Source organism: Pseudarthrobacter sp. DSP2-3-2b1 (genome assembly GCF_049895945.1).
Classification (GTDB): Bacteria; Actinomycetota; Actinomycetes; order Actinomycetales; family Micrococcaceae; genus Arthrobacter.
Genome location: NZ_JAFCTI010000002.1, coordinates 240,508 through 261,071, shown reverse-complemented (window position 1 = coordinate 261,071; position 20,564 = coordinate 240,508). Strand labels below are relative to the sequence as shown.

The 20,564-nt window shown below is 62.4% G+C and carries 16 protein-coding genes; 8 read left to right on the top strand and 8 right to left on the bottom strand.

Annotated features, from left to right (window positions below; genetic code table 11):
• The first annotated feature begins 8 nt into the window (after positions 1-8).
• Together ACP7AX_RS03795 and ACP7AX_RS03790 are read left to right on the top strand one after the other, a co-directional pair.
• Entirely contained in the window at positions 9-1,634 is a 1,626-nt protein-coding gene (locus ACP7AX_RS03795; protein ID WP_426225442.1) for a glycosyltransferase, read from the top strand.
• The gene (locus ACP7AX_RS03790; RefSeq protein ID WP_426225441.1) at positions 1,631-2,533 is read left to right on the top strand and encodes a glycosyltransferase family 2 protein; all 903 of its coding nucleotides are present in this window, start codon (positions 1,631-1,633) and stop codon (positions 2,531-2,533) included. Before ACP7AX_RS03795 ends, ACP7AX_RS03790 begins: the two co-directional genes overlap by 4 nt.
• A 79-nt stretch (positions 2,534-2,612) precedes the next feature.
• Here ACP7AX_RS03790 and ACP7AX_RS03785 read toward each other — a convergent pair whose 3' ends face one another.
• The 3 genes from ACP7AX_RS03785 to rfbA all read right to left on the bottom strand — a co-directional run bounded on the left by ACP7AX_RS03785 (position 2,613) and on the right by rfbA (position 6,968).
• Positions 2,613-3,746, bottom strand: coding sequence for a polysaccharide pyruvyl transferase family protein (locus ACP7AX_RS03785; RefSeq protein WP_426225440.1), 1,134 nt, complete (start codon positions 3,744-3,746; stop codon positions 2,613-2,615).
• A gap of 351 nt (positions 3,747-4,097) precedes the next feature.
• On the bottom strand, positions 4,098-6,077 hold the full coding sequence (locus ACP7AX_RS03780; protein WP_426225439.1) for a DUF6541 family protein: 1,980 nt from the start codon (positions 6,075-6,077) through the stop codon (positions 4,098-4,100).
• Positions 6,078-6,095: 18 nt separating this feature from the next.
• On the bottom strand, positions 6,096-6,968 hold the full coding sequence (gene rfbA / locus ACP7AX_RS03775) for a glucose-1-phosphate thymidylyltransferase RfbA (protein WP_305941560.1): 873 nt from the start codon (positions 6,966-6,968) through the stop codon (positions 6,096-6,098).
• Between the two features lie 103 nt (positions 6,969-7,071).
• On the opposite strand from rfbA, the gene rfbB reads away from it, so the two are divergent.
• The 5 genes from rfbB to ACP7AX_RS03750 all read left to right on the top strand — a co-directional run bounded on the left by rfbB (position 7,072) and on the right by ACP7AX_RS03750 (position 11,918).
• Complete coding sequence (gene rfbB, locus ACP7AX_RS03770; protein WP_426225438.1) at positions 7,072-8,070, top strand: dTDP-glucose 4,6-dehydratase; 999 nt, start codon at positions 7,072-7,074, stop codon at positions 8,068-8,070.
• Between the two features lie 3 nt (positions 8,071-8,073).
• Positions 8,074-9,480, top strand: a complete 1,407-nt coding sequence (locus ACP7AX_RS03765) for a sugar nucleotide-binding protein (RefSeq protein ID WP_426225437.1) — start codon at positions 8,074-8,076, stop codon at positions 9,478-9,480.
• A 121-nt stretch (positions 9,481-9,601) separates the two neighbouring features.
• Positions 9,602-10,267, top strand: a complete 666-nt coding sequence (locus ACP7AX_RS03760) for a glycosyltransferase family 2 protein (RefSeq protein WP_426225436.1) — start codon at positions 9,602-9,604, stop codon at positions 10,265-10,267.
• Positions 10,268-10,299: 32 nt separating this feature from the next.
• Positions 10,300-10,647, top strand: a complete 348-nt coding sequence (locus ACP7AX_RS03755; RefSeq protein ID WP_426225435.1) for a DUF2304 domain-containing protein — start codon at positions 10,300-10,302, stop codon at positions 10,645-10,647.
• Between the two features lie 128 nt (positions 10,648-10,775).
• Positions 10,776-11,918, top strand: coding sequence for an acyltransferase family protein (locus ACP7AX_RS03750; protein WP_426225434.1), 1,143 nt, complete (start codon positions 10,776-10,778; stop codon positions 11,916-11,918).
• Positions 11,919-12,073: 155 nt separating this feature from the next.
• Here ACP7AX_RS03750 and ACP7AX_RS03745 read toward each other — a convergent pair whose 3' ends face one another.
• Both ACP7AX_RS03745 and ACP7AX_RS03740 read right to left on the bottom strand, forming a co-directional pair.
• Positions 12,074-13,183: an NAD-dependent epimerase/dehydratase family protein gene (locus ACP7AX_RS03745; RefSeq protein ID WP_426225433.1), complete on the bottom strand. Its 1,110-nt coding sequence runs from the start codon at positions 13,181-13,183 to the stop codon at positions 12,074-12,076.
• 61 nt (positions 13,184-13,244) lie between these two features.
• Complete coding sequence (locus ACP7AX_RS03740; protein ID WP_426225432.1) at positions 13,245-14,132, bottom strand: glycosyltransferase family 2 protein; 888 nt, start codon at positions 14,130-14,132, stop codon at positions 13,245-13,247.
• Between the two features lie 158 nt (positions 14,133-14,290).
• On the opposite strand from ACP7AX_RS03740, the gene ACP7AX_RS03735 reads away from it, so the two are divergent.
• Positions 14,291-15,577 carry a hypothetical protein gene (locus tag ACP7AX_RS03735; protein WP_426225431.1) on the top strand — a complete coding sequence of 429 codons (1,287 nt, stop codon included), beginning with the start codon at positions 14,291-14,293 and terminating at the stop codon, positions 15,575-15,577.
• 37 nt (positions 15,578-15,614) lie between these two features.
• On the opposite strand, the gene ACP7AX_RS03730 is transcribed toward ACP7AX_RS03735, so the two are convergent.
• The 3 genes from ACP7AX_RS03730 to ACP7AX_RS03720 form a co-directional block, all read right to left on the bottom strand.
• Positions 15,615-18,317 carry a GH25 family lysozyme gene (locus ACP7AX_RS03730; protein WP_426225430.1) on the bottom strand — a complete coding sequence of 901 codons (2,703 nt, stop codon included), beginning with the start codon at positions 18,315-18,317 and terminating at the stop codon, positions 15,615-15,617.
• Between the two features lie 176 nt (positions 18,318-18,493).
• Entirely contained in the window at positions 18,494-19,516 is a 1,023-nt protein-coding gene (locus ACP7AX_RS03725; protein WP_426225429.1) for a GDP-mannose 4,6-dehydratase, read from the bottom strand.
• On the bottom strand, positions 19,513-20,496 hold the full coding sequence (locus tag ACP7AX_RS03720) for a GDP-mannose 4,6-dehydratase (protein WP_426225428.1): 984 nt from the start codon (positions 20,494-20,496) through the stop codon (positions 19,513-19,515). Before ACP7AX_RS03720 ends, ACP7AX_RS03725 begins: the two co-directional genes overlap by 4 nt.
• Positions 20,497-20,564 lie beyond the last annotated feature (68 nt).

Genomic DNA, 20,564 nt, shown 5'->3' with positions numbered 1-20,564 from the left:
GGATCCTCATGAACAAAGCCCATAAGCTCTTTGAGACAATCGACGATGGCGGCTCTGGGCTCGCCGGTGGCGACAGTCGGCTCTCGGACAGGGAACTCGGACTGCTCGTTGGCGGGTTGAACTACCACTCGCTGATTCAGCCTGGCCGTGAGTTCAAGGCCATTGTCCTCCGTGCACCGGACGGTGAGTTTCCTCGTCTGACCGGCCATGAGTGCCACCAGCACGAATGGGAGCCCGACCGGACTGTCGTGTGTTCTGTGGTCATAAAGAGCACGGTTCCAGCACTGGCGTCAACCGATGCACCGGTTATTCCCTTGGTCCTGGACTTGGGTGGTAAAGGCGCTGAGGGTGGAACAAGCTTCTACGACCGCCCTGGCCGGAAAGCCAAAGTGTTGCGGCTTGCACGATTTGGTGCTCCGATCGCTTTCGACGCGCTGCGCCAAGGACTTACTGATTACTACGAAAAGCGCGTTACCCCTAACCGCCGGCCACACCGGATGGCTCCTCTTGAATCGACGACGCCGTATCTCCACTCGTCTCAGAAAGGAGCGCCGGTAATCATCTTTGGGCTGCACTGGCTGGAGATGGGTGGTGCAGAACGATGGGCCATCGAGACCATCGCGTTGGCTCGTGAAGCAGGCTTCCTTCCTATCGTTCTAACTGACCGCGAGTCAGCCCACCCGTGGATCGTGCGGCCTGAACTGGATGGGGCGCTTGTCCTGCCGCTAAACCTGCCTATTTCCGCCGAAGAAGAGTCCGCTCTGTTGTCGGCACTGGTGACGCAATTCTCCGTTCAAGGCATTCATGTCCACCACAACGGCTGGTTGTATCACCGCCTACCATGGTTCAAAGCCATGGATCCTCGGATCAGGACGGCCGACTCATTACACATCGTCGAGTGGCGGACCGGCGGATTTGTTGAAGTAGCGGTGAAGCTGTCCAACGTTATAGACGTGCACCACGTCATCTCGCCGCAGCTAAGAGACTATATGGTCTTGCAGCGTGACGTCCCCAAAGCGAAGGTATCGCTCGCTCCGCTCTACGGCCTGATTGACGTCTCTGCCGCCTCGAAAATTGAGAAGGAGCCAGGACGCCCTTTCACGGTGTCCTTCGTTGGCCGTCTCAGCCAGCAGAAGCGCCCGTATCTGTTTCTGCGCTATGCAGCCCAGCTAAAACGCTCCACGGACCAGGATGTCCGGTTCATCCTCCACGGCTCCGGCACTTTGGAAAGAGAGACCGCGCAGCTCGTCGCAAAGTATGGGCTGACGGATCACATTGAACTGCGCCAGCCCCCGCATTCCGTAGACGAAACGCTCGCTGAATCGGACCTTCTCGTTATTTCCTCCGACAACGAGGGACTCACCCTGACGACGTTCGAGGCGACAGCGCAGGACGTAGCCGTCCTTTCTACCGACGTCGGTTCCCAAGCTTCTTTGGTTTCTGCCCGGGCGCTGGTGCCGAGGCAACCGCTGGCGTTTATTAAGGCGGCCGTGCAGCGCACGAAAGCGATCATGGCGTCAGAGGAGCTACGCGAACAGATCGTCGAAGAACAAAGGAAGAAGATTGCCGCGCTGAAGGAACTTCCCGACGCGCGGACTTGGACCGCAGAACTTTACAAAGGATGGAAAGCATGACCGACCAGGTCGCAGCCGTAGTAGTGACATATAACCGAGTTGACAAGCTCGGAAGGGTGCTCGACTCGATTTTGGCACAGACGCGGCCCGTGGACCGTCTTATCGTGATCGATAACGCAAGCACCGATTCAACCCCGCAATTACTGTCCGTTTATGTCGACGATCCCCGGGTGGAGCTCGTTCGTCTGGATCACAATACCGGGGGAGCCGGCGGGTTTTCGGCGGGCATGGAACGTGCTTACGAGCGCGGCGCCGACTGGGTGTGGATCATGGACGACGATTGCTACACGGACGAAACGGCCCTTGAAAGGCTTCTGTTCGGCCATGCCGAAGCAGAACAGGAACTGGGACGCAACGTGCCGTACAGCTGCTCCTTGGTCCGCTACACAGATGGCTCAATCTGCGAAATGAACAACGCCGGCGCCACGTGGGACTGGGGACGGCTAATCGCAAAGGGTAAGCAGGCTGTGCTGATCACGAACTGCTCGTTTGTGTCGGTGTTGATTCCCCGCCGGTCCATCGCAAAATTCGGACTGCCGTTGGTGGATTACTTCATTTGGTTCGATGACATGGAGTACACGCTGCGCATTAGTGCTGATGGACCTGGTGTCCAGATTCTCGATAGTCTTGTCACTCACGACATGCCGACGAACCGCGGCGTCAACTTCGGTGATTTGAATCCAGGAAATGCTTGGAAGTTCTTCTACGGGGCGCGCAACGAATCTTCGTACCGGTGGCACCACGATGACAAGTTGGCCTGGATAAGGTTCGTGATCACAACGTTTGCACGGATGATTAGGGGCGGGGTCGGGCGCCGCCTGCAACTCGGGGTGGCAAAACGCATCCTTTCAGGCATCAAGTTTGACCCTAAGCCTAAAATGGCACGCACCGTGCGCTGAAGGTTTTAGTGGCCGGTCGAATCTAGCACCAATGGCATACAAAGGAGGGCAAATGCAGCCCCCCTTTGTATGCCTCCTCTTAGCGGACGGGATACAAAGCCAAAACCTCGGTCCTCTTGCTAGCCGCCAATCGGATCGCAGCAGCTTCGAAGCCTGCCGCGCCGGTAGGTTCTGGAAGTTCTATGTCACTGCTTGCAGCGGCGTACGTCCAGCCGGAGCCAAGATCCAGCAGCGAACGGTGTTTGATGTCGTAGTAGTCGTCGAGGACGCCGATGGCGACGCCCTTAGCGCCTGCGGCCGCAGCAACCATATGCGGGTGGAACCGCGAGGTGTACCACTGCTGGCCGCGTCGGACGGGCAGTCCATCGCTCCAGACCTCTGTGAACGGCACGAAGTTCTCCTCGGGGATTACTCCGTCAAGAGCATCGAACATTCGTCGGTCCGACCCAGGAATCGCCTCCACGTAGCCCACCGAAAGTCCGTTTGCAAGGGAGTTCTCGACTAGGACCTGCAGTTTATCCCTGAGCTGTGAAAAGGTCTGTTCATCGGTCATGTCGCTCTGGATGCACAGCATGACGTCCTTTGCACGAGACTGTACGCGCGGAGACCCGGCGCTCCGGTGCAGCTCATGGAGAATACCTAAGAAGACATCGTCCACTCCCGTTTCGAGGCCAAGAAATTCCGCGCTGGCGTAATCGCGGACACTGACCGCCGCGAAGTCCGCGAAGGTTTTCGCTAGCAGGTCTGAGTTTTCCGGCAGCGGCATCAGGCCGAGGCCGGAACCCAGGAGCCTGCAGCCGTTCAGCTTTCGCGCAGCGGCCATACCCGCAACGAGCCCCACATGGTCCGGCCAGACACCGTTGACATAGCCGCCGCCTAAGAGATGGATGGAGTCCGCCTGGCCCAACGTCATGAGCCCGACGTCGTACATGGGTGTTCCGCCGTCGGCCACGATAGTTGCAACATGGTCCCACACGCCTTGGGCAGACTGATCCGGCGCGTCGGCGCAGGCCCGCCAAAGGGTGTTCGTTGCGTGGAAGCCAGGGTGTATGCCGGCAAAGAGAGAGCTCGCCGTGCCTGGCTGTGGGCAGTCCAGCCAGACGGTCGCGTCAGGGCGCACGCGGGCTAGGAATCGCAGCCAGGCGGCAACGATAAGCTCATCGCCGTAGTTCGGATTTCCACCGGAAGCGACGAGATAGAGGTTTTCAGTCATCGGTAAAGGTTAACATTCTCTTTTAGGACCAACCCAATTGGTTTAGCCGGAATCCGCGGGCCTCCAGCTTTGGGCCCAACTGACCTTGGTTTTAGCTGTCACGGCCAGTTCAAACGACACCCATTTAGTACCAATTCCTGGTCCGTCGGATAGTTGCTCAACGTCGTTACCTTTGGACGGCAGCATGCCGACGGCAGTGACTTGCGCGGGCGAGGACTGCGCAAGGTGGCGAGCCAAACTAGTGCAGGGCTTCGATTTGCGTCGGCAATGCCGCCGTGGTATTTTCCGGCCGCTGATGCTCGCGCCACGTGTTGGGGGTCGTCTCAACCTGATCGGTCCCCGCGCTATTGCTTAGCCGCAGGAGAGAACTTCCAGCAGCCGGGCCTCCCCCTGGCTATCCACAACCTTCACCGACGGTGAAGCCTTGACATCCACGACGCCCCTGAAGCCCTGGGCCGCTGCTGCGTCGGCCAGGTAGGCGGATCCGAAGTCAAGGATGTAGTCAACGTTCCGCGCTTTAGCGATCGAACACACGGTGGAACCAGGGAGTGCGGTGCCGATGTCCTTGTTTATGGCTGCCAGCTCAGGGTCGTCGGTGGAGAACATATGGTACGTGCTCACTTTACGGCCCGTTAGGGCGTAGGCGAGCGAGCCTCCGTTCCAAGGGTTCACTGCGATGGTCGCGTCCTCGGGAACAGTCTGCGGCAGTCGGTGGATCACGGCCAGCTCGTCGGAGTCGACGATTGGCGAGGAGGAGTCCAAAACGTAGGCCCGTGACGCCTCCTCCGTGATTCCGCGCATGGTTCCGGTCTGGGTTGCAACTACTGCGGCCAAAATGGTGAGTGCCGCCAATCCGGCCTGGGCTGCAGCCGGGAACTTGCGGCCTACCGGCCCGCTGACGCGGGCGGTGACCCTGGTTACGGGAACCTTAAGGACGTCCCACAGGAACAAACTGCCCATGGCTGCGAGGACAACGGTAAAGATGGGGAGGAGCGCTGCAAGACGGTAGCTGTCCTGATACCAGCCGCCAGTCAGGAGCATCCTCCAGAAGCCCTTTGGTGTGGAGGCGGTTGTAACGTAAAGGACCACAGGCACCAGCCAGCAGAGGACAATCCAGAGGTCTCTGGTCTTCCGAAGAACCTGTTGAAGGCCAAGGAGGGCGAGGATGGAGAGTGCCCACGCGACGGGCCGGCCGATGGGTGCGTTCAAGATGACTTCGCCCACTGCGCCGGTCAGGCCCGTGAACGGCGCCCATCCGTCGTATTCCACGAGGGGGCGCAATACGCGCCACACGAGTGCAAACACCAACAGCCCGGCGAGGGCCGTGCCGATAATGATCAGCACCTGCACGGGACGGAACGAGCGGCCACGGAGGCTCAGTAACTCGCGGCCCGCGACCCACAGCCCAAGGGGAAGCGCGAATGCCACCAGGGACAGTAGGCCGTTAGTCTGAGACAGGGCAAGCGCCGGGACGGCCACGGTGAGGGCCATCCACAACATCGTCCGGTCTCCACGGCTATCGAACCCCAGTCGGCACAGACCAATGACGACTGCCAGAGCCGCCGGCAGCAGCGCGTAGGACAGGATGTTCGGGTACAGGGGGCCGAAGTCCATGATCGAGATCGGGAAGGCCGTGAACCCCGCGGCGAAGACACCTGTGAGGGCCAGTGCAACCGGCCGGGGACCGACGATCTGGTGCACCAACAGGATCAGCGCGGCCGGCCAGATCACCGCGCCGATGGTGATGTTGAACACGTTTTCAGCAACAACCACGTCCGAGGCGGATAGCTGGGCTATCAGGGCTGCCACGGAGTGCCAGGCGGAGGGGTAGATCGCGCCGCCGCCTTCGCCACCAGCCATGCCGCCCAACGACAGGGAGGACGCGTTGCCGGTCTCGATGATATAGCGGATGGCATTAAGGTGAAACACGTTGTCGAAACGCTGCGCGAAGTTTTCCGGGCTGCCGATGACTTCCGTGAGTCTCCGTGCGGTCAGGGCTCCGCCGAGGGCCATGCCTGTGGCGGCTCCCGCCCAGGCAACGTAAGGTGCCGGCTGCCGCGCGGAAGACTCGGCTTTCACTACAAACCGCCGAAGTGCCCACGCTGCCGCGGAGGCACCCGCCGTCGTCAGCAGCAACGGCGTGAGGTTCCAGCGGAGGCCTACAGCGCCGGCTACGATGCCGGCCACGCCGACGATGCCGATGGTGAGCAGGGGCGCGAGGCACAGCAGGGGAAGCCTCCGGGCACCCATGAAGTAGGCGAGCACCCCGCCTGGGCCGAAAGTGATGAGGAGAGCGACGGCAAATGCGGGCAGGGTGTTCCACCAGGACATGTAGGAATATACCTGTTCTTAGTTGTTTGCGCTGCGGAGGAGCTCCAGCAGGTAAGATCCGTAGCCGCTCTTGACCAAGGGCTCGGCGCGTTCGCGCAGTTCCTCGTCGCTGAGGAATCCTAGCCGCCAAGCGATCTCTTCCGGTGCACCAATCTTCAGGCCTTGACGGTGCTCCACCGTGCGGATGAAGTTCGACGCATCGTTGAGGGAGTCGAACGTGCCCGTGTCCAGCCATGCCGTACCGCGGGGAAGAATTTCAACCTTCAGCTGACCGCGCTCCAGATAGGTACGGTTGACGTCCGTGATCTCGAGTTCACCGCGGGGGGAGGGTTTGAGGTTCTTCGCGATGTCGATGACGTCATTGTCATAGAAGTACAGTCCGGGAACGGCGTAGTGGCTGCGCGGCTTTTCCGGTTTCTCTTCCAGGGAGATCGCCTGGCCGTCGGCGTCGAACTCCACAACGCCGTAGGCGGTCGGGTCCGAGACCCAGTACCCGAACACTGCACCGCCTTGGATGTCCTTGAAGCGGCGGAGCTGGGTGCCCATGCCTTGGCCGTAGAAGATGTTGTCGCCGAGCACTAAGGCCACCGGTTCGTTGCCGATGTGTTCTTCCCCAAGGACAAATGCCTGCGCGAGGCCGTCCGGACTCGGCTGCTGCTTGTACGTAATATTGACGCCGAATTGCCAACCGTTGCCGAGCAGGCGCTGGAACTGATCGGCGTCGTGGGGCGTGGTGATAATCAGGATGTCCCGGATACCGGCCAGGATCAGGGTGGATAGCGGGTAGTAAATCATGGGCTTGTCGTAGACAGGCACAAGTTGCTTGCTCGAGCCAAGAGTGATCGGGTGCAGCCGCGAGCCTGTGCCGCCAGCCAAGATGATTCCACGCATGCGCTCTATCATTGCTTGCATTGTCACGGCCAGCAAACCAGTAAGACCTGCTGCGGAGGCCCGGGGCTGAAAGTCCCGGTGCGTGCCGCGCTAAGCTGGCTGAATGCAGAAACTCCTTGTCACCGGCGGTGCCGGCTTCATCGGTTCGAATTTTGTCCACTACGTTCTGGCGAACACCGAGGATCACGTCACTGTCCTGGACAAGCTGACGTACGCAGGGAACCTGGAATCCCTGAGGGGGCTCCCCGAGGACCGTTTCCGCTTCGTGCAGGGTGATATCTGCGACGCCACCCTGGTGGACACGCTCGTGGCCGACGCCGACGTTGTGGTGCATTACGCAGCCGAATCGCACAATGACAACTCCCTGCATGACCCGCGCCCGTTCCTGGACACGAACATCATCGGCACCTACACGCTGATCGAGGCCGCCCGGACGCACAACAGGCGCTTCCACCACATCTCCACCGACGAGGTCTACGGCGACCTGGAACTCGATGACCCGGAACGGTTCAGCGAGTCCACCCCGTACAACCCCTCCAGCCCGTACTCCTCCACGAAAGCCGGTTCGGACCTGCTGGTCCGGGCCTGGGTGCGGTCCTTCGGGCTGCAGGCCACCATCAGCAACTGCTCGAACAACTACGGCCCGTACCAGCACGTGGAGAAGTTCATCCCGCGCCAGATCACCAACGTGATCGACGGGATCCGCCCCAAGCTCTACGGCAAGGGCGAGAACGTCCGCGACTGGATCCACGCCAACGACCACTCCTCGGCCGTCCTGGCGATCATCGACAAGGGCATCATCGGCGAGACCTACCTCATCGGCGCCGACGGCGAGAAGAACAACAAGGACGTCGTGGAGCTTATCCTCGAGCACATGGGCCAGCCCCGCGACGCCTATGACCACGTCGTGGACCGGCCGGGCCACGACCTGCGCTACGCCATCGATTCCGCCAAGCTCCGTACCGAGCTCGGCTGGGAACCGAAATTCTCCAACTTCGACGCCGGCATCGAGGACACCATCGCCTGGTACCGCGACAACGAAAACTGGTGGCGCCCGCAAAAGGCCCGGACGGAAGACAAATACAAGGAACAGGGCCAGTAGACGATGTCGATCGAGTTCTCCAAGAAGCTGACCGCGCACGAAACCGCGATTCCCGGCGTCCTCCTTTATGACCTTCCGGTCCACGGTGACAACCGTGGCTGGTTCAAGGAAAACTGGCAGCGGGAGAAAATGGTGGCCCTCGGGCTGCCGGACTTCAGCCCGGTGCAGAACAACATCTCGTTCAACGAAAAAGCCGGCACCACCCGCGGCATCCATGCCGAGCCGTGGGACAAGTTCATCTCGGTGGCGAGCGGCCGGATCTTCGGCGCCTGGGTTGACCTGCGCGAGGGCCCGTCCTTCGGCGCCGTGTTCACCGCGGAACTGGACCCCAGCCAGGCAATCTTCATTCCCCGTGGTGTGGGCAACGCCTTCCAGACCCTGGAAGACAACACGGCCTACACCTACCTCGTCAACGACCACTGGTCCGCGGACGCCCAGGGCCAGTACACCTTCCTGAACCTCGCCGACGAAACTGCCGCCATTTCCTGGCCCGTCCCGCTGGAAAAGGCCGAGCTCTCCGACAAAGACAAAGCCCACCCCCGCCTCGCGGACGTCGTTCCGATGCCGGCAAAGAAGATCCTCGTGGTCGGCGCCGACGGTCAGCTCGGCAAGGCACTGCGGGAACTGTACGACGGCGACCCTTCTGTCGAGTTCGCCGGCCGGGCGGACTTCGACCTCGCCAGCGAAGCGGCCTTCACGGAGCGGAACTGGAAGCACTACTCAACGATCGTCAACGCCGCCGCCTACACTGCCGTCGACACCGCGGAAACCGCGGAAGGCCGGGCAGCTGCCTGGGCCGTCAACGTTGCTGCCGTTTCACGGCTGGCTCGCGCCGCCGTCGAACATGACCTCATCTTGGTACATGTTTCCTCGGACTACGTCTTTGACGGCGTCCGTGAGAGCCACGACGAAACCGAGCCCTTCACCCCGCTGGGTGTGTACGGCCAGACCAAGGCCGCAGGTGATGCCGTTGTCAGCGTCGTTCCCCGCCACTACATCGTGCGAACCAGCTGGGTCATCGGCGAAGGCAACAACTTCGTCCGCACCATGGCCTCCCTCGCCGGCCGCGGCATCGGACCGTCCGTGGTGAACGACCAGATCGGCCGGCTGAGCTTCACCCCGGACATCGCAGCCGGCATCCGGCACCTGCTCACCTCCGGCGCCGCCTATGGCACCTACAACCTGAGCAACGACGGCGAACCGCAGTCATGGGCGGACATCGCCGCCGACGTGTACGAGCTCTCAGGCCAGCCGCGGACCGCCGTCACCGGCGTCAGCACCGAGGAATACTTCAAGGGCAAAGAGGCAGCGCCGCGGCCGCTCAACAGCGTGCTGGACCTTGCAAAGATCCAGTCCGCAGGCTTTCACCCGGCCAGCGCAGCCACCAGGCTGAAAGAGTACCTGAGCTAGCACGGAGGGGGCCGGAGCGGCCTGAACCGGGCATGATTTGCCGGATTCAGGGCTGTTGCGCCGGCCCCCGCCTCCGGTGCCGCTGCCAAGCCGGAGGCGTCCCATATGCAACAATTGATCTGTGAGTCGCACCTGGATCGTAATCCCCATGTACAACGAGGCTACTGTCGTAGGTTCGGTCATCCAGGGGCTGCGGAAGCAGTTCCCCTACGTCGTTTGTGTTGATGACGGCAGCACGGATGGATCACAGGAGAAGGCACGCGCCGCCGGAGCCGTTGTTGTTCAGCACCCCATCAACCTCGGCCAGGGTGCGGCCTTGCAGACCGGCATCGAGTTTGCCCTGCAGGACCCCGAACTGGAATGCATCGTAACGTTCGACGCCGACGGCCAGCACCGCGTTGACGACGCCCTGGCCATGGCCCAGCGGGTGAAATCCGGGGAAGCCGAAATCATCCTCGGCTCGCGTTTCCTTGACGACCGCACGAAGCTCTCGCCCGCGAAGCGGCTCGTCCTCAAGACGGCGGCCATTCAGTCCAGGCTTGCCACCGGCATGAACCTGACCGACGCACACAACGGCCTGCGCGCCTTCAACCCCCGCGTCGCCTCCAACATCCAACTGACCCAGAACCGGATGGCCCATGCCTCCGAGTTGGTGCACCAGCTGGCCAGGCTCAAGCCGAAATACGCTGAGCACCCCGTGGAGATCATCTACACGGACTATTCCAAGTCCAAGGGACAGTCCCTGCTGAACTCGGTCAACATCGTGGCCGAACTGTTCTTCAAATAGCCCCCAGTTCTTCAATAAGCCAAGGTGTCGGATTGCTAATCATCGTCCAAATTGTCCTCGTTGCTGCCGTTATGGTGGTTTCGTTCGCCCTGATGCGCGGCGGTTCCAACGCCAGGCACCTGGCTGTACGCCGCATCCTGCTGATGATCTTCGCGGTCGTCGCGGCGCTGTCGGTCTTCTTTCCGGAAGCCCTCACCCGGGTTGCGGGGTTCCTGGGCATCGGACGAGGAACCGACCTGGTGCTCTACGGTGCGGTAGTTTCGCTGTTCGTCTTCATGGCCACCACCTACCAGCGCTTCCGCCACTCTGAAAACGCCCTCACCAAGCTCTCGCGCCGCATCGCGATCGATGAAGCCGAGAAACCCGGGCAGCTGAGCTAGTGGAGGAAACTTCCAACGCGTCCCAAATCACACGAACGCCGGCGGCCGCTCGGGTTGCTTCGGGCCCTGTTAAGCAGCGGGGTTCCGGCCCGCGCTGGGGCAAAGCGCTGGATCCGCGAAACAACAGCATGAATATGATCAGGCTGGGCCTGGCTGCCATGGTGCTGTTTGCCCATAGCTTCTACCTGGCCGGCGCGGGGGAGGGGCCGCACCTTCGCGGTGAGAACCTGGGCGGCTGGGCTGTTGCCGGCTTCTTCGCCCTGAGCGGATTCCTGATCACCGGGAGCCGCTTCACCAACGGCCTCGGCGAGTACCTCGTACACCGCGTCGCGAGGATCTATCCCGCATTCCTGGCATGCCTCGCGGTCACCGTCCTGGTGTTTGCTCCTCTCGGTTTCCTGCATCAAAACGGCACGTTGGCCGGTTACTGGACAACTGAAACAACTCCGCTCCGGTTCGTGTTTTCCAACCTCTTCCTGGAGATGAAGAACTACGATGTGGCCTTCACTCCCGCGAATGTGCCGTTTGCCGGGTCGTGGAACGGGTCGCTCTGGAGCCTCTACTACGAATTCCTCTGCTACCTGATCATTGCGGCAATCGGCGGCCTGGCCTGGGTCCGCCGCTCACCGGTGCCTCTCGCCCTGGCATTCGGCGTCAGCGTCGCCGTCTACGCGAACCTGCCGTCCATCATGCCGTTGCTGCAGGACACCGACTTCTCGCTGCTCGCCAAATTGGTGCCGTTCTTCCTCGGCGGAGCCCTCGTCCAGTCGCTGTCAAAATGGGTCGGCCTCCACTGGGCGGGCGGCCTTGGGGCCCTTGCGGCCGCTGCGTTGTGTATTTTCGCTTTTCCGGTCTGGGGAGGCCAGCTTGCCGGACCGTTCATCGCCTATGGCCTGCTGTGGGTCTCATCGGTGCTGCCCTCGCCAAAGCTGATCCGCATCCACGATGTGTCCTACGGGTTCTACATCTACGCCTGGCCCGTCCAGCAGCTCCTGGCGCTCTACGGTGTCCACAACCGCGGGATGACAATCTACATCCTGGCCTCCGCAGCCGGCACCCTCGTCCTGGCCACACTCAGCTGGCTGCTCGTGGAGCGGCCCGTCATGCGCGCAGTCCGGAGGCGGCGGATGGCAGCGGTTCCGACTGCGGCTCCGGCGACGGCGCCCTCCGCCGCTCCGGGGGCGCTGACTGCAGGCTCGGCGAAGGAAAGCCTCTCACCGCCTGCCGATTCCCTGACGGAAGCCGGTATCACCACTGTGGGGCGGCGCTAGCACCACGGCACTGTATCCGTAGGTTTCGCGGAGCGCTGCACGCACTTAACACCAAAGAAAAATGAGGGCCTCCGTATCGGTTGAGTGTAATCATCCAATCGATACGGAGGCCCTCGCTTCTTGTGCGGCTGTTCAGTGATCCACGGGCGGTAAGCCTAGAGCTTTGCCTCTGCGGGCAGGCGCCCGTCGATCCACTCGGCAAGGCGTGCAATGCCGGCTTCCAGGTCGTAACGGGGCTCCCACGGCAGCGCGGCCTTGGCCGGCTCCACATCGGCCCATGCATGCCGGACGTCGCCCTGGCGGAACTGGCCCGTGACGTGCGGCTCCGGGGCGCCGTAGTGGCGGCTGATGATCTCGGCAGCCGTCCGGATCGTCTGGAATTCTCCCGAGCCGATGTCGAGGGCGCCATCATGCGCTTCCTCAGCAACAGCCGCCGCCACAACAGCCGCGGCGACGTCGTCGATCAGGACGAAGTCGCGGCGTACCTCGCCGTCCTCGTAAAGCGGGATGGACTTCCCGGCTTTTGCCATCCGGCAGAAGAGGGACATGATGCCCGTGTACGGGTTGATGAGGGACTGGCCGGGTCCGTAGACATTCTGGAGACGCAGCACGGCGGCTTCGACCCCATAGGACTTGGCCCACGACTCGAGGATGTTTTCCTGCGCGAGCTTCGTGGAGCCGTACACGCTGACGGGGGCCGGGGCCACGACCGCAGCAGACATGGCCACGGGCTGGGCGGCGGGGAAATCCCACTGCGAGCGTGACAGGATTTCATTCGAACGCTGGCCCGGGTAGAAGAGGGCGCCGTCCGCATCCGACTTCCAGGCGCCTTCGCCGTAGACAGCGCGGCTGCTGGTCAGGACGATGCGGCGCGGCAGCTTCCCGCTTCGGTTCAGGCCGTCCAGCAGCTGCGTGGTGCCCACGACATTGGCCATTGCGTGGCGCGTGGATTCCTCCAGCGACTGTCCGGTTCCGGTCTCGGCGGCAAGGTGAATCACGACGTCGGGCGCGACGTCCGAGAGCACGTCGTCCCAGGTCTGGGCCTCAGTGATGTCACGAACGATGAGCTCGACAGCGGGATCGAGTTCCTCCGGCCGTGACTGGCTGGCGTGGATCTGCGGGTGCAGGCTGTCCACAGCTACCACTCGGTCGAACGCCGCAACCAGGGCCGGGGAAATGGCGCATCCGATGAATCCGGCGCCTCCCGTCACGAGGACAGTTCCTCGTTTGGCGGCGGACGTTGTTGATGACGTTGAGGGGGTCACTAGTGAGGCCTTTCTGGGGCGGACATCTGCAAGATCCAGTTTCTCATAGGACTGGCGCGGTTCAGTGACCGAAAGCGTGCCTGAAGGTGGCCTTGACCGCCTTCGGATTGCGGGAGAGCAGGGCACCCGGCACAAGGGTGACGGCATGCAGGCGCGAGGTCCAGCGAACGCGTGCTGCTACCGCTGCCTTCTTCCAGCCCTTGGCCCGGCAGAGGTCTTCGGCAATTTGCGCGTACTCCCGGTCGCCGGCGAAACGCGTTCCGTCGGTCAACGTCGCAGCCGAGGCACTTGCGGAGTGGCGGCGGTAGGAGAAGGCCAGCGTGGGGACGTGAACCAGTGATCCGCCCTGCAGGACGATGTCCATGACAAGCGCCAGGTCCTGGACGATGGGGAGGCCGTCGCGGAAGCTGACCTTTCGGATGGCATCGGTCCGGAAGGCGAGGGAAGGCCAGTACAGCCAGTTGCCGCCCAGCAGGCTGACGGCGAGGGATTCCCCGGCCAGGACGGTGGTGGCGTTGGTCCTGGGGCCCACAAACTTCCGCTTAACGGAATCGGCCAGGGACCGGACGATCTGCCCTGTCTCATCGATGACCTGTACCCCGGGCTGGATCACGGAGGCATCCGGAAAATCACGGTGGGCCTGCAGGACGACATCAACGTAGTTGGGCAGCAGGACGTCATCGCAGCCGAGGATCACCATGAGGTCCTGGGTGGCCTGGGAAACGCAGGTGCGGTAGTTCTCGGTAATGCCCTTGTTGGATTCGTTCCGCTGGTAGGAGACGCGTTCATCATCGATGGTCGCGAAGTACTCCTTCACGGTGGGATCGGGGTAGCAGTCGTCGATGACGGTAAGCACCCAGTCCCCGTTGGTCTGTGCAAAAACGCTCGCGACGGTTTCCTTCAGCATTGCAGGATCGCCCCAGTACGGTACAAAAATATCGAGCGGCATTTTCCAACTTCCACAGGTTGTCGTAGCTCATCTGAGCTCGTTCACAGGTGCCCGGCCGGCGGCTCCAATTGAGTGCCCGTCCGGGTCCGACACTAATATGTTGCCATGACCTCCCTAGTTATCCGGCAATTGACCCCTGCAGCCCCGGCCTCCAACGGATGACACACACCGAGGGCAAGGCACCGCAGAAGTCGACTATCGCTGGACGCCAGGCGGCCACGGTCGGATTGGCATCGATCGCCTCGGCCGCAGCCGGGTACCTGGTCATCTGGTTTGTGCCACGGGTCCTGAACAAGGCCGACAACGCCGAATTCCTGGCCTTTTGGTCCGCGCTGTTCCTGCTGTTCGGTATTCTCGGCGGACTCCAAACGGAAATCATCAGGTACGTCACCGCCTCGGCCACGGACCCCTCCAGCAGACCCAAGGAAGGCACGGCGCAGGCCAGGAGGGTTCCCCTGTTTGCAGTGGTCTTTGGGATCGCCGCCGGGGTGGCAATTGTTTTGGCGGCGACGTCGTTGCTGTGGGGCCGTGCCGTGCTGGGACCACACTGGGGAGCGCTGGTCCTGGTCCTGGCCGGTGCCTGCGTGGCTTTTTCCGTTCACGCCGCGTTGGCGGGCGTCCTCAGCGGCCGGCACCTTTGGGGCAATTTCTCGGCCCTTGTCGCTTCCGAATCCTCATTCCGGCTGGTCCTTGTCCTCATCGTCGGCTTACTGGCGGGATCCACTGCCGGCCTGGCTGCCGCCGCGGCAGCCGGGGCCCTCGCCTGGGCATTGGTTGCCGTGTTCAGCCCGCAGCTGCGGTCAGCATTCAGGACACCGTTGACAGTCCCCGTCCGGGACTTTGCGCGGAAAGTGGGCCACGCCAGCGTCTCGACGGCAGCCAGCGCATCGCTGGTTGTTGGTTTCCCCATCCTGTACCGCATCACCACCCCGGCGGATGTCTACCTCGCCTCGGCGCCCCTGCTGCTAGCCATCCTCCTCACCAGGGCGCCGCTGATGGTTCCGCTGGGAACCTTCCAGAGCGTCGCCATCGCCCATTTCGTCAGGCACCGTGACCGCGGCCTCGGGGCCCTGCGGCCGATCGCCCTGGCAATTGCGGGCGTGGCAGTAGTGGGCGCCCTGGCGGCGTACTTCCTGGGCCCCTGGCTGATGGTCCTGCTGTTTGGCCCGGACTATCACGTCGCCCCGTGGGTCCTCGCCGGACTGACCGCCGCCGCCGCTGTGCTGGCTCTTCTAACCCTCACCGGCGGTATGTGTGTAGCCCTCAACCGCCACCGGGTATCGTCTGTCGGTTGGGTGAGCGCGGGTGCCCTCACCCTGCTAGTCCTGCTGCTGCCCCTGGACGCGGATCTCCGTGCTGTCGCATCCCTGCTGGTAGGCCCGCTGCTGGGCGTGTCCATCCACACCGTGGCGCTCTCGCGCCGCTCTGCTGTGCCGCTGGCGTAGGACCCCGCAGGGCCCTACGCCGCGCTAGCCGGGCGACTCAGTAGCGGGTGATGGTGTAGCCCGACGCCGCGCTCCATTTGATCGAGCCGCCCTTGAAGGTCTGCACGCAAACATCCGCGGTGCAGGTTTCGGTGCTGGTGGGGAAGCCGAAGAAGCCATTCTGGGCTCCATTGGTCCGCCACACTCCGCCAATGCCGCTGTTGTAGACAGCGCCCATGCCCACGCCCGATGACCACAGGATCTCCCCACCCGCGAACGACTGGGTGCAGGTGGTCGCACCGCAGGTTTCGGTCGTGGTGGGGAAACCGAGCCGACCCGATTCGGACCCGAGCGAGCGCCACAGCGATCCGATGCCGCCGGAGAACACCGCAGCCGTACCGGTGGCGGGGCTCCACAGGATGTCGCCTCCGGCGAAACTCTGGCGGCAGGAGCTGACCAGGCAGGTCTCGTTGCTGACAGGGTAGCCCAGCCGCGCGTTCTCGGCTCCGAGGGTCCGCCAGAGGCCGCCGATGCTGCCGTTGTAGACGGCCCACTGTCCGGTGGCGGGCGTCCAGTAGATGGTTCCGCCGCTGAAGGACTGCTTGCAGGTGCTGCCGGCGCAGGTCTCGTCGGTGGCAGGGTAGCTCAGGCGGGCGTCTTCGCTTCCCATGGCTGCCCACAATGAGCCGATGCCTGTGCCGCGGAGTACTCCGAATGCAGGGGCGGCAGCGGCTGGGTCCTTGAGGATCCGGCCACCCTCGAAGTCCTGGGTGCACTCTTTCCCGGCGCAGAAGCCGGTATCGGTGATGGGGCTGCCGAAGCGACCCTTCTCAGCCTGGAGCGCGGTCCACTTCTTGGAGATTTCGCCGTTGACGATGGTCCGCGTACCTGACGCCGGGGCCCAGAAAATTTGGCCGCCGACGAAGAGCTGGCGGCAGACTGAGCCTTCGCAGGTCTCGGCTGACTTGGGCGCCCCCACCGTGCCGGCGAGTCCGCCGTCGGCCTGCCACTTGCTACCAATGGCTGTCCACCAAACCGGGACCGCGCCCGTGGCGTCGGTTCGGACGATAGTACCGCCCTGGAAGCTCTGGACACATGAGGTGTCAGTGCACGTCTCGTTGCTGGTGGGGTAGCCGAGCCGGCTCGTTTCGCCGCCCATAGCCTCCCAAGCCTTCGCGATGTTCCCAGTTGTGATTGCCCATGAGCCCGTGGCGCCTGTCCACAGGATCTTTCCCCCCTGGAAGGTCTGGCTGCATGCCAAGGCGGAACAGGTCTCGGATGCCGTGGGGTAGCCGAGGGTTCCCGAGGTGCCACCCATGATTCTCCAGCGTGCACCAATTCCGCCGTCGAAGACGGCCGCGGCGTTCGTTGACGTGGACCAGTACACCTCGCCGCCGACGAAGGTCTGCAAACAGGCGGTAGCCGAACAGGTTTCATCCGTCTTCGGGTACCCGAGACGACCGTCGACGCCGCCCCAGTCGCGCCACGTGCCGCCGATGGAGCTGAAATAGACTGCCTTCGCTCCGGTATTGGGATGCCAGATAATCTGGCCGCCAGCATACTGCCGGTAGCAGCCGCCAGCTGTCAGCCCGCAGTACAGCGGGAGCGTCTGCGCGCCAAGCCGGCTGGAAGCGCCGCCCATCGCGATGTACTTGTTGAGGACAGGATCGAAGCCAGTTGCCAGAGCCTGGAGTTCGGCGTAGCTGCCGCTGAAGACGTTCGAATCGCCAGCGAACGGACCTCGACTGCTGTACTGCCAGATATCGTATTTGGACCAACCGGCCGGCAATACGCCCGGTGAGACGGTGCGGTATGACGCTATGTGGAGGGGCTGGTTTTTGAACGCCGGGCTGTTCCCCGTGCACTGGGTCCACCAGTCGGTGGTGGTGTAGATCGCGGGATAGCGGCCTGTCCGCGTGTACATGGTGTTGGAGAAGTCTGCAATCCAGAGAACCATCTGGCTATGGGACATGTTGTAGCAGGTGTTGCCGAGTTCTGGGTACGGGTTGTATTCGATATCCAGAAGGGGAGGCAGGGTTGTTCCGTCGCCGCTCCAGGCACCGCCGTTCGATGCGAAGTAGTTGGCTTGGGCGGCGCCAGAAGAAACGTTGGGGATCGCGAAGTGATAGGCCCCCCGGATCATACCGACGCTGCGAGATCCGTTGTACTGGCTGGAAAAGTACGGGTTGAGATAGCTGAGGGCTTCGGATGCCTTCACGTAGGCGAAGAGCCCGCCCATGTTGCGCTGTTCCTGCCAGTTCACGCTTCCCTGATGGCTGCTTACGTCGAGTCCCTGGATGCCGGGCGGCGTGTAAGTGGCCTCTGTGGAGATCCCGCTTGATTCGGCAGGTGTCCTAATCCCCAGCTTTTGCTGAAGCCCCTGGCCCATGTGTGCCCCATTGGCCCCCTGGGAGGCCTTGAGTTTGGCAAACATCTCCGCGTCGATGGTTGATCCCGGCGGAACGGAATCGCTGGTGGCCGGAGCGGGGGTCGATGTCGGAGTCGCGGCGAGCGCCGTCGTGCTCTTTGTCGGAGGGGTATTCGTCGGGTCCACTGGGGAGTCAGGGGCCGGTGGGGCGTCAGCCGTCTCAACCGGTGTGGACACCGGCGAGGGCAGGACTTGATCGTCGGCGGCGGCACGCTGCACCGGCGCGACGGAACTGCATACCAAGGCTGAAGTTAGAAGGGCCGCGGCCAGTATCCTCCCGCCGAGGGAGGTGGATGCGCCTGCTCGTGCGCTGGTGGTTTTGCTTAGACTCATGTTCTGCTCCGGCCGGCAACGCGCAGATCCCCCACACATCGCAAATTTAGACACCAAATGGTTTGTCATTTCAGACGGTGGCGACATCTCGGCCGTTCCAGATCATCTTCATGACCCGGCCAATGTAGCACCAATGGTACTGGTGTAACCAGAGTGCTAGTTGAGACCAATGTGAACTAAGACTGAGCGCTTTCGCCTGCAAGGATTGTCTGGTCATGCCGCACCATGGCAGTCACCAGGGCATCGAAACCCACGGACGGCCGCCATCCCAGCTTGGACGAAATCTTGGCGATGTCGCCCCTCATTTCAGCGGCGTCGGTGGGACGCGCGAGGGACTCATCAACGTCCACCACTGCTCGCCAGTCGTCTATGCCGGCGGCCTTGAAGGCCGCTGCCACGAAGTCCTGGACGGAATGCGAGACGCCGGTGGCGACCACAAAGTCGTCCGGCTCAACTGCGTGGATGATCCTGTCCATTGCGTCTACAAAGTCAGGGGCCCAGCCCCAGTCCCTGATGGCGTTCATGTTTCCCAGCGAAAGCCTATCGAGCTTGCCCGCCGCGATGGCAGCTGCTGCCGATGTGATCTTGCGGGTTACGAACTTTGCCGGCCGTCTGACCGATTCGTGGTTGTAGAGAATCGCCGAGGAAGCGAACATGCCGCGGCCCCGGTAGACACTGACGGCGTGATGAGCCAGCGCTTTCGCTGCGCCATACGGGGAAATGGGCCGGATCGGAGTGGTCTCGTTCTGCGGAGCCGACTCCGCCTCGCCGAACAGCTCGGCGCTGGAAGCCTGAAGGAAACGGATTTCCTTGCCCGTCGCCTGCTGTAACTGCCAAGTTGTTTCCAGCATGGCGACGACGGAGGCGCCCGAGACCAGTGCCGTGTCATATGGATGCTGCCATGACTGGTACACGGAACTGATGCCGCCCAGATTGAAAATCAGATCGGGTTTGACCGATTCCAGAATCGAGCCCACCTCGTCAGGTCGCGACAGATCGCCGACGTGGTACTCCACCCCTTCCACGGCGGTTTCTCCATCGCCGTGAGCCCCCGGCAGCAACTGATGGCGGACGAGGCCGTGGACTTCCCAGCCGCGAGACAGCAGGGATTCGGCCAAGTAGGACCCGTCCTGACCTGTTACCCCGGTAAGAAAAGCGGCGCCGACCGGTATTGCTGCCGCCTTGCTGAGCGGTTTCACCGCATCATGGCAGACTGCTCGGCAATGTCGTTCTCAACCATCATAGTGATGAGTTCGTTGAAGGAGACCTTGGGCTTCCAGCCGAGCGTATCCTGGGCTTTGGACGCGTCGCCAATCAGCAGATCGACTTCGGCGGGACGCATGAATTTGGGGTCCTGCCGGACGTACTGCTTCCAGTCGTCCAGTCCCGCAGCGTCAAAGGCAGCTTGGAGCAGTTCTTCAATGGAGTGTGTTTCGCCTGTAGAGATGACGTAATCGTCAGCTTCGGGCTGCTGGAGCATCAGCCACATCGCCTCCACGTAGTCCCCTGCGAAGCCCCAGTCACGCTTGGCGTCTAGGTTGCCGAGGACGATTTCGTCTTGGAGTCCGAGCTTGATCCGTGCAACTGCCATTGAAACCTTGCGGGTAACAAATTCAGGCCCACGGCGCGGTGATTCGTGATTGAAGAGGATGCCGCTTGATGCGTGCATCCCGTAGGATTCGCGGTAATTGATCGTCATGTAGTGGCCGAAGACCTTGGCCACGCCGTAGGGGGAACGGGGCCACAAGAGGGTCTCCTCGGTCTGGGGCACCTGCTGAACCTTGCCGAACATCTCGGACGAGGAGGCTTGGTAGAAGCGCACCCTAGAGATGTCGTCGCCTGCATACAGGCGGGTCGCCTCAAGCATGTTGAGGACGCCCTTGCCCGTGACGTCAGTGGTCAGCGAGGCATTCTCCCAAGAGTAAGCCACAAAAGAAATCGCCCCGAGGTTGTAGACCTCGTCCGGCTGGGCAACGCCGAGCACCCGGACCAGTGACGAGACATCTGTGAGATCCCCGGTGAGCAATTTGACGCCCGGAACGATCTGACGGACCAGGTCGTGCTTGGGGTTGTTCTGTCCTCGAATGAGGCCGAACACCTCGTAGCCTTTCGAGAGAAGGAGCTCTGCAAGATACAGGCCGTCCTGGCCAGTGATTCCGGTGATAAGCGCACGGGGCATGGGAAAAGGTCCTTAGAGAATTGTTTGCGGGGCTACGGCAACTATATATGGGAAGGAGCCTCGGCTCT

Excerpts from the sequence above, each read along its gene's own strand:
- ACP7AX_RS03795 (WP_426225442.1), top strand. The coding sequence starts at position 9 with ATGAACAAAGCCCATAAGCTCTTTGAGACAATCGACGATGGCGGCTCT.
- ACP7AX_RS03790 (WP_426225441.1), top strand. The coding sequence starts at position 1,631 with ATGACCGACCAGGTCGCAGCCGTAGTAGTGACATATAACCGAGTTGAC.
- ACP7AX_RS03785 (WP_426225440.1), bottom strand. The coding sequence starts at position 3,746 with ATGACTGAAAACCTCTATCTCGTCGCTTCCGGTGGAAATCCGAACTAC.
- ACP7AX_RS03780 (WP_426225439.1), bottom strand. The coding sequence starts at position 6,077 with ATGTCCTGGTGGAACACCCTGCCCGCATTTGCCGTCGCTCTCCTCATC.
- rfbA (WP_305941560.1), bottom strand. The coding sequence starts at position 6,968 with ATGCGTGGAATCATCTTGGCTGGCGGCACAGGCTCGCGGCTGCACCCG.
- rfbB (WP_426225438.1), top strand. The coding sequence starts at position 7,072 with ATGCAGAAACTCCTTGTCACCGGCGGTGCCGGCTTCATCGGTTCGAAT.
- ACP7AX_RS03765 (WP_426225437.1), top strand. The coding sequence starts at position 8,074 with ATGTCGATCGAGTTCTCCAAGAAGCTGACCGCGCACGAAACCGCGATT.
- ACP7AX_RS03750 (WP_426225434.1), top strand. The coding sequence starts at position 10,776 with ATGAATATGATCAGGCTGGGCCTGGCTGCCATGGTGCTGTTTGCCCAT.
- ACP7AX_RS03740 (WP_426225432.1), bottom strand. The coding sequence starts at position 14,132 with ATGCCGCTCGATATTTTTGTACCGTACTGGGGCGATCCTGCAATGCTG.
- ACP7AX_RS03735 (WP_426225431.1), top strand. The coding sequence starts at position 14,291 with ATGACACACACCGAGGGCAAGGCACCGCAGAAGTCGACTATCGCTGGA.
- ACP7AX_RS03730 (WP_426225430.1), bottom strand. The coding sequence starts at position 18,317 with ATGAGTCTAAGCAAAACCACCAGCGCACGAGCAGGCGCATCCACCTCC.
- ACP7AX_RS03720 (WP_426225428.1), bottom strand. The coding sequence starts at position 20,496 with ATGCCCCGTGCGCTTATCACCGGAATCACTGGCCAGGACGGCCTGTAT.